This is a genomic window from Paenibacillus sp. FW101-FHT12H11, from assembly GCF_058790355.1.
The window spans coordinates 1173353-1186292 of the sequence record NZ_JBYTCO010000001.1 but is presented as its reverse complement, the minus strand read 5'-3'; the positions used below and the strand labels follow the sequence as shown (position 1 = coordinate 1186292).

At 45.0% G+C, this 12940-nt stretch carries 12 protein-coding genes; 1 reads left to right on the top strand and 11 read right to left on the bottom strand.

Features of this window, described 5'->3' with window-relative positions; translation table 11 throughout:
* Nucleotides 1-45 precede the first annotated feature (45 nt).
* From AC3WTJ_RS04945 to AC3WTJ_RS04895, 11 genes are all read right to left on the bottom strand, one after another.
* Nucleotides 46-1248, bottom strand: a complete 1203-nt coding sequence (locus AC3WTJ_RS04945) for a multidrug effflux MFS transporter (RefSeq protein WP_492520837.1) — start codon at nucleotides 1246-1248, stop codon at nucleotides 46-48.
* A gap of 117 nt (nucleotides 1249-1365) precedes the next feature.
* Nucleotides 1366-2061 (bottom strand): DNA alkylation repair protein, encoded by a 696-nt coding sequence (locus tag AC3WTJ_RS04940; RefSeq protein ID WP_492520836.1) that lies wholly within the window; start codon nucleotides 2059-2061, stop codon nucleotides 1366-1368.
* Nucleotides 2030-2617 carry an SGNH/GDSL hydrolase family protein gene (locus tag AC3WTJ_RS04935; protein ID WP_492520835.1) on the bottom strand — a complete coding sequence of 196 codons (588 nt, stop codon included), beginning with the start codon at nucleotides 2615-2617 and terminating at the stop codon, nucleotides 2030-2032. Before AC3WTJ_RS04935 ends, AC3WTJ_RS04940 begins: the two co-directional genes overlap by 32 nt.
* Before the next feature lie 138 nt (nucleotides 2618-2755).
* Nucleotides 2756-3517 carry a DeoR/GlpR family DNA-binding transcription regulator gene (locus AC3WTJ_RS04930; protein ID WP_492520834.1) on the bottom strand — a complete coding sequence of 254 codons (762 nt, stop codon included), beginning with the start codon at nucleotides 3515-3517 and terminating at the stop codon, nucleotides 2756-2758.
* A gap of 110 nt (nucleotides 3518-3627) precedes the next feature.
* On the bottom strand, nucleotides 3628-4668 hold the full coding sequence (locus tag AC3WTJ_RS04925) for a phage baseplate protein (RefSeq protein WP_492520833.1): 1041 nt from the start codon (nucleotides 4666-4668) through the stop codon (nucleotides 3628-3630).
* Between the two features lie 19 nt (nucleotides 4669-4687).
* A complete protein-coding gene (locus AC3WTJ_RS04920; RefSeq protein ID WP_492520832.1) occupies nucleotides 4688-5515 on the bottom strand; it encodes a glycerophosphodiester phosphodiesterase in 828 nt (275 codons plus the stop codon).
* 23 nt (nucleotides 5516-5538) lie between these two features.
* Entirely contained in the window at nucleotides 5539-6870 is a 1332-nt protein-coding gene (locus AC3WTJ_RS04915; protein ID WP_492520831.1) for an ABC transporter substrate-binding protein, read from the bottom strand.
* 39 nt (nucleotides 6871-6909) lie between these two features.
* A complete protein-coding gene (locus AC3WTJ_RS04910) occupies nucleotides 6910-7719 on the bottom strand; it encodes a carbohydrate ABC transporter permease (RefSeq protein ID WP_127455984.1) in 810 nt (269 codons plus the stop codon).
* 39 nt (nucleotides 7720-7758) lie between these two features.
* Nucleotides 7759-8595, bottom strand: a complete 837-nt coding sequence (locus AC3WTJ_RS04905) for a carbohydrate ABC transporter permease (protein WP_174806808.1) — start codon at nucleotides 8593-8595, stop codon at nucleotides 7759-7761.
* A 167-nt stretch (nucleotides 8596-8762) separates the two neighbouring features.
* Nucleotides 8763-9863 (bottom strand): alcohol dehydrogenase catalytic domain-containing protein, encoded by a 1101-nt coding sequence (locus tag AC3WTJ_RS04900; RefSeq protein ID WP_492520830.1) that lies wholly within the window; start codon nucleotides 9861-9863, stop codon nucleotides 8763-8765.
* A gap of 373 nt (nucleotides 9864-10236) precedes the next feature.
* Complete coding sequence (locus tag AC3WTJ_RS04895) at nucleotides 10237-10977, bottom strand: MgtC/SapB family protein (protein ID WP_492520977.1); 741 nt, start codon at nucleotides 10975-10977, stop codon at nucleotides 10237-10239.
* A gap of 329 nt (nucleotides 10978-11306) precedes the next feature.
* Here AC3WTJ_RS04895 and AC3WTJ_RS04890 point away from each other — a divergent pair, with 329 nt between their 5' ends.
* Nucleotides 11307-12791, top strand: coding sequence for an oligosaccharide flippase family protein (locus AC3WTJ_RS04890; protein ID WP_492520829.1), 1485 nt, complete (start codon nucleotides 11307-11309; stop codon nucleotides 12789-12791).
* Nucleotides 12792-12940: the final 149 nt, after the last annotated feature.

Here is a 12940-nt window from a genome sequence, read left to right as displayed (position 1 = left end):
ACGCACGAGTTAAGTGCTTCTAGAGGCTTTTTGGTTTAATGATCGTTAAGCGACTCCACGCGAGCCTCTTTTTACGAGAATGAAATAAGCGAACATCGCTGCGGCGCTCGTCAACAAAATAATGACGCCTAGCGGTACAGCGGTATCCTCACCCGCGATACCAACCAGCGGGGAGACAACAGCTCCGAGCAAAAAGGGGATGACGCCCAGCAGTGCAGCAGCGCTGCCCGCATTTTGACTTTGGCTCTCCATCGCAAGCGGAAAAGCTGCCGTTGACGTTATACCGATTGCAGCCACAAAGAAAAATAGCGGAATTACTAAAGCGAAAAGTGGCCCATGAACGATGGCTACTACTAAAACTGTAAGGCTGGCAAAAAAGGCCACCCACAGACCGAACAACAGAAAGGCCTGTTCAGAGACGCGATGCGACATCCGCCCCACCACTTGGGAGCCGATGATTAAGCTAATGCCGTTCGACCCGAACAAAAGAGCGAATACCGTGGGCGAAGCGCCGTAAATATTTTGATAGATAAAAGGCGTTCCCGACACGTAAGCGAACACGCCCGCGATCATAATGCCCTGTGCCAGCATGTAGCCGACAAACTGGCGATCTCGCAGGAGCGATCCGTAGTTCTTTAACTGTTCCATAAAATTGCTAGGCCTGCGGCGATCGGAAGGCAAAGTCTCTTGCAGCTTCCATTTTGTCATCATCAACAGGTACAATCCTAATAACGCGAGTGCGATAAATACGCCTATCCACGTCGTGAAAGATAAAATCCCGCTGCCCGTAACCGGTGCTACGAGCGGCCCCAAATTACCGACAAGCAGCAGCAGGGAGAAAAACTTGGTGAGTTCGTGGCCGCTGTATAAATCACGTGCAATTGCCCGGGAAATAACAATACCTGCTGAAGCGGCAAAGCCTTGCACGAACCGAAATGCAATCAACACTCCTATATTAGGCGAGAAGGCGCAGGCTAATGAAGCGACAAAATAAACGGCCATGGAGATAAGCAGCGGGTTGCGTCTGCCATAGACATCACTCAGAGAGCCCATCACGAGTTGGCCGATGCCCAGACCGAGTAAACAAGCGGTCAAACTGAGTTGTACAAGTGAAGCCGTTGTTCCGAATTGCTTCACAATTTCCGGAAACGCGGGCAAGTACATATCAATAGTAAAAGGCCCGAGTGTAGAAAATAAACCGAGCAGCAATGCTAACCGAAACGCATGCTGTTTGTTCTTACTGGTCATAATAAAAATGTTCTCCTATTCTTCTAACCATATCCGAATCTCGTATAGAGAATCTGATGTTCATCCTATCATAAATCTACAAATTCCGACAATGCCATTTAACACATATATAATAATTTAACATCTTACATATTTGCGTTTGAAACCAATTCTCCCTTTATCCACATCCTTTTGAATACGATCGGAAGCGATCAGGCTCTTATTGCGTTCGACTTCAACCGGACCAACGGCTTTTGCAGTCTCTATCGCCTTATCATGAAGCGGCAAATAAGATACTCCAACTGTGTATATGAAATTATTCATCGCATATTTCGTTCGTTCGGGAGCATCATGAATCGTATTTTTCACCCTTTCGAGCATAGCAGCAAGTTTACTTTCATCAAATTCGCTGTCCCGTCGGTTGCCCAAGAGCCAGCAGTAACAACTCCAGCCTGCCGACATTTTCAACTCTTCACCGCTAAGGATCCATTTATCGGCAACCTGCTGGGCGATATCTGTTTCTGACAAAGTTACAGCAACCACATAATCAGACAGCATATAAAAATAAGCTCCATCTATCCAACGGTCAAAATCCGCCTCCGTCATTGCCTTGGGATCTGCAATTACGCCGGCAAAATACATCGCATCATAGTTTCCAGTATTGTAAAGCTCCTCAGCCAGAAGTTGATTGTGCTTAATTTTCTTGGCAATGGGCTTCATTTCTCCGGTAGCCACGCCAAAAAGAGGCTCATGCGCACCATTGGAGGCGTATATTTTCTTGGTTCGTTCCTTGCCCAGAACTTCAAGCTCTTTCATGACCGTTTCTACGTTCATAAGTTAACACTTCCTTTTTTATTTCATCAGATAAATGTTCATAACCTAGTTCACCGAAATGAAGACCATCGTTTCTTTGACCTTTTAATAGTTCGGATAGATGGCGAAACCCCATCATTTTTGTGAAAAAGTCGATATACGGACTTCCCGTTGCTTCACTCACTTCTCTAACGGCCTCTGCATATTCCTTAAGCACAAGATTTGTTCGAGCATGTTGCAGCTTCTCATCTACGGGTGCAGGGCTAATCAAGATGACTTTTTGGGGTGAAAGAATAGTAACAATGTCAGTGAGATTCCTCTTATAATCTAGCAATTGAACCCTCTTATGATGTGCTGCATCATTTGCACCGAATAGTACCGTCACGAGATCCGGGTTATGGTTTAAGACGTCTCTTTGAATTCTATCTATCGCATCAAATGTATTATTCCCAGGCACGCCGGCGTTAATGATTTCCCATTCTTCGCCAAGTTTTGAGGCAAGTTTTACGGTCAATAACGGACGGTCATAACCTTCTGTCCTTGAAGTTATACTGTCTCCGAAACAGACCAGTTTCATGAATTTGCTCCCCTCTACCGGTTCGATATATTCACTTTAACACAAAACCAATCACATTCGTAAATCCCCAAAATATATAAAAAGGACACCCCTACGGGGTATCCTTAGTTGAACTTGGTTGATCTCCGCACTCATCGATCACACCATGATAACATCCATTCCACTGTCGCGGAATTGCCGCACCACATTTTCCGATACGTTGCTGCCTGTAATCAGTGTATTAATGGATGTGCAAGGAGCTACGGTATGTAGTGATACCTTACCTATTTTACTGTCATCCGCTACAACGATTATCTGTTCAGCCGCATTTATCATGCCCTTTTTGGTAGGAACCAGCTGAGCCTCCGGATGCATGAGACCGTACTTGGGATGAATGACAGGAATCCCGATAAACGCCTTCTGAACATGGAGGGAACCCAGAACATGATCCGTGAACATACCGTTTAACATATAGCTGGAAGGATAAAGATCGCCGCCGGTTACAATGACCTTGATGCCCGGTGCATCACGCAGCTCTGTAGCAATATTCATATCATTGGTGACTACAGTAATGTTTGATCGTTGAACCAGGTTTTTGGCAATATGCAGGGTTGTAGTTCCGGAGTCAATAATGATGTGCTCTCCGTCTTCCACCATGCTTGCGGCCATCTTGCCAATCCTGTCTTTCTGATCGAACTGTTGAACAACTCTTTCATTAAACGAAGGTTCATTATGCGTCCATTGATCGATTGTCACCCCACCGTGTGTCCTCTTCGCAAGTCCCTTCTGTTCAATTTCCTCCAGGTCCCTTCGAATGGTAGCTTCATGAACGTTAAATTCTTGGGCTAATTCAGCGATTGTTGCAACACGATGTATTTTTACATATTCGACTATCCTAAATTTTCGTTCTGCCGCTAACACGAGGCACCCCTCTTATGTGCAAACTTTGCTAATATTATGCTCAGATAAGAGTATATTCGCTTATTTTTGCTTTTAGATTAGTATATGCTGTTTATTCGGTCAAGTAAAATCTATTTATTGCGATTTTTAATCGCCGCCTCAGGCAGCATCCGATTGTACGTGTACACATTTGCCAAGCGCAAAGGCGTGAAGTCGGAGGCAAAGCCTACACCAAGCTCCGCTTTTTGTGGGTGTTTAACATCGGGAATTCGTACAGCTAACCCTTCCGGTTCTCTAAAAGATAAAGAGCTCCCAGCTGTAATCAACTGCTTGTCGACTATTTCTCCTGTATCAAAATTCACAGTGGTAATGTACGTATTGCCTGTCGGTTCAACCGAACCGCTTGTGCCGTAAGAACTCCCCTCCAGCAAATAGAGGTATTGCCCGTAAGAGGCGAAGCCTTGAAATGTTCCTACGCTTGGCTGCACAACATCCGCAATAGCGTCATACCGGTGCTGCTTAACACTCTCCAATTCATACACACCGAAGTGGAAAACACCATCTTTCCGGTAGCGCATGGTTAACAAGTCGTTAGCCGCATCAATATTTACCGTTGTGCGATCCACCCCTTCGATGAGCTTGTGTTTCTGAAGCTCCGGCGACTCGGGAGTTAAAATCTTTCCATTCTCAAACTTGAATCTTGTGATGGCGGTTCCCCAACCATCTTTCCCCTCTGCAACAGAGTCTGTTTCCGACCAAATATAGGGAATTCCGTCTTCCGTTTCAACTCCGATCTGAACACCATGACCGAAACCTTTCAAGTACATGTAACCTATCTGGTTTCCCTCAAGATCCAGCTGCGTTAAAGCTAAATCGCCGTTCAAATTGCGATTGGCCCCGCTGACGGCAGCCGGTTCTCCCGGAAGCATAAGCCCGCCTGCCATTAACTGCACGGTATAGATATGTTTATTTACGTTATCAAAAGCAAATGATTGCAGAACGGTGCCATTTTGCAACGTTTTATCACGAACCAGCTCCGTCGGCTGTGCGGACAAATCAAACACTTTTGAATGCCATGAAGGCTGCTTTGCACTCGCCGTAGGCATGGAAGACCCAAGGACACAGGTGAGCACGACTCCTGCAATCAACACCATACACCTTTTAGCTCTCATCGAATTTGACCTCACTTTCCTAATCAAAATAGCGATTCAATAGCTCAACAAATACACTTGGCTCGTCAACTGCATAACGCCGAATTCCCATGTTCAGCAATTCGAATAAGTCTTCCTGATCAAATTTGTACGGCAGCACTTCCAATTCCATCCCCGCTTCTCCCAAATCCTGCAGAGCCTCTTGAATAAAGGTCTTCTGCAGTTTGTAACGCCACGACTGCTTTTCCTCGGCATCCGGCAGATGAAGCTGAACCATATTGAGGGAGTCAAACCCTGTTTGACGAATATGTGCGTATGTTTCCATCGCTGTTTCTGGGACACGTGCAGGAATCCACAGCATGGTTCTAACCTCGGGAACTAACCGTTTAACAGTTTTACAATTCTCATGATTATTGTGGGCAAAAATAATCTGCCGGGCTACGCCATATTCTTGAATCAGCGCAGCCAATGCTTCCAAATCTACCTGTTTAAAGTCCAGATAAAGCTGACGGTCGGAATGCTCGGACAAAACAGCCAATATCCGCTTAAGTGAAGGAACTTTCTCATTACGGAACTGCTCGCCGAATTTCACACCTGCATCCCATTGCTGAATCTGATCAAAAGTAAGTTCAGAGATCAGCTTGTCTTGATCCGCTTCGGGTACGGACAGTGTTCGTTTCGGCGTTGCGTCATGTATACCGATAATGATGCCATCTGCCGTTTGCCGGATATCAATCTCGGGTATCCCCCCGAGATTCCATGCGTAATCCATCGCTGCCATCGTATTCTCGGGCACTTCCGAATTCGAGTTTTGGTGCGCTTGCCATTGAATAGCCCTGCTCCCTAAGTTCTTGTCAGTTATGGACATTGTCGCCATTCCTCCACATTATTTTATTTGGACTTCAAAATTCGTTCCGTTTCCTTTTTAAATCCATCCAATGAAGATTTGATATCTTTGCTGTCATACATGATTGCCTGCATAACGGAATGAAACTCCTTCATAACTTCCGGCCAAACGACGCTTTTGTTTGTATCAACGGCAAATTGAAGCTGATCGTAAGCGACCTTGCGGTTCGGCTCTTTCGTCCATAGATCCTGAATTTGCTTCGTTTCGACCATTTTCTTAGTGAAAGGCAGGTAACCCGTATCGATTATGAACTGTAAGCCGCCTTGCGGATCAGTCTCCACCCAATTAATGAACTCCCATGCTGCGTCCTTTTGCTTGGATCCGGTAGTCATGGCAATATTAGCGCCGCCTGTAGGCTCAGCATTCACTTTATCTTTCGGCATGAAAGCGGTTACCATTTTAAACTTAAGGTTGGAAAGCGATCCCATGACACCTGTCGATTGGAACATCATCCCGACTTTACCGTCTGTGAACATCTGATTAACAATGCTGCCGGAGTTTTGTGAAGGTGGGTAGTACAAAGCGCCAGACTTTTGCATATCCTTCAAGTAGCTAAACACTTTATCCCCAATTCCGTTATCAATAAAATCAACTGAAGTTGCTTTCTCATTGAAAAACTTACCGCCTGCTTGCGCAATGAAGGCAATCGGGTACCACGAATCGTGAACCATCGTAAGCCCATAACGCTTGTATTCGCTTCCTTCCTTAATCACCAGCGCGTTGGCAACTTTGTTCAGTTCGTCCCAAGTTGTCGGAACCGCAAGTCCTTTTTCATCCAGCATATCCTTATTGATATAGAAAATCGGCGTGGAACGGTTTAAAGGCAAGGATACCAATTTGTTATTAAACGTAGAATGCCCCATCAAACCTGGAACGAAGTCATCTGCACTAAGTTTCGAGCTTTTCATATAGGAGTTAAGATCTTGCAATACCTCAGCGTCTGCGAACTGCTCGACATATGCGCGTTCAAGCATCGTCACGTCGGGGGCGGTATTGGCGGCAATCGACTGCTGCAATTTGGTAGCGGTTTCATCATAATTGCCTTGAAACGTTCCAACCACTTCAATATTAGGATGGGAAGCATTGAATCGGTCAATCATCGCTGTCATATACTCACCGGTTTTTCCCCCGAGAGAGTGCCAAAATTGAACCGTAGCCTTGCCTTTTGCCGGCTCGCCAGAGGCCTTGGCCGTTGCAGCCGAAGTCGATGCTGGAGCCATTGATCCTTCAACGCCGCTTCCATTTGATGAACAGCCTGCTAGCAAACCCGTTAATACGACTGCAGTGACCATCATATTGCCAACTTTTTTCTTCATGTATTTACCCCTCCATTAATAGGATTAGATTGTTTCGGTTTATTTAATTCCGGAGTATACGAAAGCTTTAACAATGTATTTCGAGCAGAATGCATACACAATCAAGATGGGAATAACCAACACCACATTGGCCGCCATAAGAATATTCCAATTGTTCACACCTTCTGTTTCCTTCAACATCGAAATGCCTATGGTTAGAGGCCGAACAGGTGTCGAATCGGTCATCACTAAAGGCCAGAAATAATCGTTCCAATGGCTGACAAAGCTGAAGAGGACAACCGTCGCCAAGGCAGGCATAGCCATTGGGGTCAGGATATTCCACATGATTCTGAACTCGCTCGCGTTATCTATTCTGGCAGCTTCTATGATTTCTTCCGGAGTTTGCATAAAATATTGGCGCAGCAGGAAGATGCCGAAAGCATTGGACATAAACGGTATAATTTGCGGCAGCAGCGACTTGATTAAGCCCCAATCCGCCAGCATTAAATAAACAGGAATGAAGGTAACCTGGCCGGGAATCATAAACGCCAACAGCACCATGCCGAACAGGATTCCTTTTCCGTAAAAATTGTACTTGGCAAAAGCGTAAGCAGCTGGGATCATCACAATCACTTGCAGAACGATAACGGAAAGCGTCACGATGACGGAATTCCTTGTATAGGTTAAAAATGGCCCCGTACCCATAGCATCCGTGAAATTTTTCCACTGCGGCATAGCTGGAACCATCGTTGGCGGGAACGTCATAATCTCATCATAAGACTGCAATGACGTCGATATCATCCACAGAAACGGGAATATAAAAACAAGTAGAAGCGCGATTTTGAAAATAAAGCTGACGGTTCGCTTCATGGCCAATTGTACTCTCCTTTTTCATCCTCTAGTTTGCCATTAAGAATAATGGACTTTTTTGGACAGTAATCGGAAGTACAGCACGGTCAACAGCCCGATTGCCGCCATCAGTACTACGCCCGTCGCTGAAGCATAACCGATATTCGTTGTACGGAATTCATAAATGTAGTAAACAAGCGTGTTGGTTGCTTTATTGGGACCGCCTCCCGTCATAATTCTCACCGTATCAAAAACTTTGAACGAACCGATGGTCATAATGATAAGGATAAAAAATAGCTGTGGCGAAATCATGGGAATCGTTATCGAGAACAGCACCCTAAACTTACTGGCATTATCAATAGCCGCTGCTTCAAGAATCTCTTTGGAAATCCCTCGGATGGCTGCGATGATAATTAGCGTATAATAGCCGATGCTGTGCCATACCGAAACGAGAATGACAGAAACCAAAGCCGTTCTGGAGCTTTGCAACCATTGGGACGGTGGTAAACCGAGCGCTTTCAACATGTAATTGAGATAACCAACACTCGGCTCCATCATCCAAAGCCATACGAGCGCAATCGATACGATTGAAATAATATGAGGTGTAAAAATACCGACTTGGATCAAGGAATTGAATTTGCTGTTGTTGCTTAGCCAAACGGCTATGATCAAGGATAATGCCAAGGTCAGAACGACAACTCCAATCGTGTACAAGCACGTATTCCATAGTGATTTGTAAAAGTCTTCTCTCGTGAAGATTTCAATAAAATTATCCAGACCAATGAACCTGCTCTTCGCCTTATTCAGCATGTTATATTTAAAGAAGCTTAAATAAATCAGATACAGAATAGGGTAAATGACAAAAACAAGGATACCGGCCATGGCAGGCGCAATCATGACATACGGGCGAAACTTGCCCCAAAGTCTCTGTTTGTTCAAATGGATCCTCCTTCCATTGATATAAAAGATGTTGATGCTTATTAATGTTTATTTATTTTGGTAAACGCTTTCTTTTTGCTTAGATAAGTTTACTTCAATTCACTATTTTTGTCATTACTGAAACATCACCATTTGAAATTTAGAAGAATCTTCTTCCACCCTCTGTTGGATTCAGCAAGTTCCATAACATGTGCGAAATCTTCTGCGGATTGAATCTGTGTCCGTTCATCCGGAAGCAACTTCCTTAAGGTTTCCTGGCATTGCAAATCTTTCATAGCCTCCAACACAGGAATGAAATCATCAATAGAACTACGACTGCTTCCTCTCATCGTGATTCCTTTCTCAAGAACGTCCCTCGTATTAATGGGCACCCGATCTTCCGTGACTCCCATCAGAATGAGATGTCCGCCTGGATTTAACACCTCAATGGCTTGATTTATCGCACTTTCTGAGAACTTACCACCCGTGCATTCCAAAGCGACATCATACTTTTCACCTTTGGAGAAATCATAGTCCTGCACCAGTCTGCGGGTGGCAAATTCAAATTGTGCCAGCTTCTCCGGGACAGCACCGAATACAGTGAGGCGGTCTTGACTTACACCATAAACATGATGAAGCATAGCAGCTGCCAAATATCCGACCGGACCGTCTCCGAATACAACTACCTGTGCACTCTTAAGTGCATCAGCAACATGATGGAGTGCTTGATAGGAAACCGAGCTTAGCTCTGTCAGTACAGCAATTTCATCCGGCACTTCATCTGGAATCGGGATTGCACTTGCTGCCGGAAATACCAATCTGCTCTGAGCAATGCCGTCGGTTCCGCTTCCCAAAAAACGCCCCCGTGTGCAATAATTTACGCCCTTGCCGCTTCTGCATGACTCACAACAGTTCATCGGATCTGTTCCATCCAGCATATAACCTTGAATGTTCGGTACAATTACAACTCGTTGGCCCGTTTTGACTGCCGGTGTACCGCTTGACTTTACGATACCAATTCCTTCATGAATAAGTGCCATAGGAAGCTTTTTTTCCAACACTTCTGCTCGCCGTTGCCCACTGAAATAGCGTAAATCCGCATGACATACGCTGCCCAGGGTCGGTTCCACGACAACATCCCAATCATGCACTTGTTTTTCAAGAACCGTCTCAATTACCTCATGAGGCTTCACTAATCGATAGGCACGCGATTGAACGCGGTTCTGAACGAATTTTGCTTGTTCCATCTATGATTCCTCCCATTTCTGTCTAATGACTTCTGCGGTTGCAAACTACAGTTAAATAAATCTAATCAGACCCGCATATGCGGCTTCCGTTCTATGCCGAATGACAGCATAACCCCCTTCTTCTCCTTCCTGCTCATATTTTGTTGCAATAAAATGTTTATTATTGCTCATTATTGCTTGTTTTGAGTATACTATCTGAATTTCACATTCGTCAATACGAATTTTCCATAAATATTAGCAGATAATTTGCTTGATTATGTTTAATTACTGTTAAACAAAACAAATAAGCATAGCCGCCTGGCCGCTACCACCCGTATAGGAAGAGCCACTGCTTCTATGCTTTCTTTACTACGATATGAATGACTGTACTCCCCTAAGAGTGCAAGGATTTAACTACATGTTCGCTACTGCTTCCACCAGAATGTTCATGCTGAGCACTTGGCTCTACACCCAGAACGTCCGGAAGGGAGATAAGCGTTTTCAAAATATCCGTCAATGACTTATCGTTTTGTACTTTAATTGAAATTCCTAATGAAACTTCACCGTTGTAACTATTCACTTCAGCCCTTTCCATGCGCGGAATCATCTGCATAGTCCGAATGTGTATTTTGAGTTCGGTCAGCTTATTGAATACAAGATTTAAACTTTCAGGATTACTCGATACACAGAGAATAAATTCTTTGTGTCGGCGTTTCCGTAGGAGGTACTTCTCCCAATGATTCAAAACAAACAGACAAAACAAGACAAGAATGGCTGCCAAAATAGATACATAATAAAACCCCGCCCCTACCGATAGCCCGATTGCGGCTACTACCCAAATCGAGGCCGCCGTAGTCAAGCCGGAAACGGTCGCGCCCGTGCGCATAATAGCTCCCGCGCCAAGAAAGCCAATTCCACTTATCACCTGTGCAGCCAAACGGGCAGGATCAACCCTGACGTTAGGTTCAATGATGAAATCATTAAACCCGTAAATAGACAACAGCATGATGGTTGTTGAACCGACACATACAAGAATATGAGTTCGCAGTCCAGCTGCATGATTGCTCCATTCCCTCTCCAGACCGATAAGCCCTCCAAGTACCACAGATAAAATCATGCGAAAAGTAAGCGACATATCGGAAATATGCCAAATCGAATCATGTGATAACAATAGACGTCACCCCCTCACCCTCGCTCGTTAATGAATGATAATGTTCATTAATATTAAAATAATGTTTATTAATGTTTATTACATAGTATTTCATGGATATAGGTGTGTCAAGTTGAATAATTGGATTTTCCCACATATTTCTCTCGCAGGAATTAACAACCCCACATAAGCAATGATTATCTTTATTTTTCTCCGTTTTCCTTCAAATCCTTGGTTTGTCATACACGAAGGTGTTTGATACGCTTTGGATATCATAAGCGTCCGACCTAATCCACGGAAAAGGGGAAGCCCCCATGCGAACACAGCGATTCAATTTATCCGATACACAACGTTTTTTACTTCGAAACGTGTCTATCATCGGTCTCGGACTTTTTATCAATCAAATGCTGCAAACCGTGGGAAGTATCGTACTCGCCCGGGAATTAGGCGACCCGGATCGGTTTGGCGAGGTCAACCTGTTGCTGCAAATTTTCGGAATGATCGCCCTATTTCTCAATTTCGGCTTTAACTCTTCCTTAATCTATGCATTTTCGCGCAAACCACTGGAAGCGGTTCAAACCAATTTGCGCGTCGCTTTGACAGGGAGCTTCCTTTTTAGCTTGATTATCGGACTGCTGCTCTTAGCTCTAGCTCCACTTTTGGCAAACTACTACCATTTGCCGGAGCTTCGAGGCGCATTGCTGCTGAGTTCGATTATGTTTATTTTCAACTCCATCCTAAACATCGGCGTTGCTTCCTTCTCCGGGAACCGCGATTTCGGAACGCAAGCCTTCTTTATGGTCATTACGACGGCACTTTCCACCACCGGCACCGTGCTTGGCGTGCTTTTGCCGCGTGGCAGCTTAAGCTTGCTGGAGAACATTTCACTTTGGATGGGCGTAGGAGCATTCCTGACTGCCTTTATTATTTGTATTAAAGTTGAACGTGTGCATAAACCCTTATGGTTCGGTCCTCTTCCGATTCAGGAGGTCAAAAACATGCTTTCGTACGGACTGCCAACCTGGGCTGGCAATATCGCAAAAGCTTTCCAGCAGCCTTTCCTCGTCATGATGGTAGGTTCAAGCTCTGTATTGGCCGTAGGTTATTTGGCAAACGGTTTCCGAATTACCGGCTTTATTGGAATCATCACTTGGGCGTTCATGATCGTCACCCTACCCTTTGTCGCCGAGAAAGCACAGGATGCCCAGGAAAGCAAGAATCGCGGTACGAGTTGCATCCGCTATAATAACATTTTGCTTTATCCATTGACTGCAATCATTTGCTTATATCCGAGTCAAATCAATGGGTTTTTATTTGGTTCCGACTATTCGACAGGCGATTCCGCTACATACATTCGTCTTATGGCCTTAGGCGTCCTCTTCTCTTCTGTCGGCCGTTTAGGCGGCAGTATTATGGCAGGTATCGGCAAGACGAAATCCACCTTCTGGGTGATGATTGCCGCCGGAATTTTCGTTGTCATTTTTGTCCCTATGGTTGCCGCTAGCAGCCCTGTGCTTGCCGTTTGGATTTATACCGGAGGTTGGGCTGTGTCCGCTCTGACAATGATTGGATTTTATTATTACGAAAAGTTTACGCTTGACTGGTGGAAAGCCTACGGCGAGCCCCTGCTGCCAACAATTGCGATGCTGGTGATGATGGAGGCAGGACGATTTGCTAAAAGTTGGTTTCCTCTCTTCATCGTCTTGGGACTTCTTGCTCTCCTCGTTTTCACGATATGGATTGAGAGAACTCGCAAACCGAGGTCAAAGGCAGCTCAGCGTGCCGTTGTTGTGGAGTAACATGAACTCCGCTTAAGCTTTGCTTAAGGGAACTGCAGTTCGCTATTGAAGGAAATCGAGCATTTCGCTCTCTGTTGAGGAACTGCAGGGTCTTGTTTCGCCTCCGTCACCCGCTTTTCAGGTGAAATCGTCAAATTAGCGGACCGTAG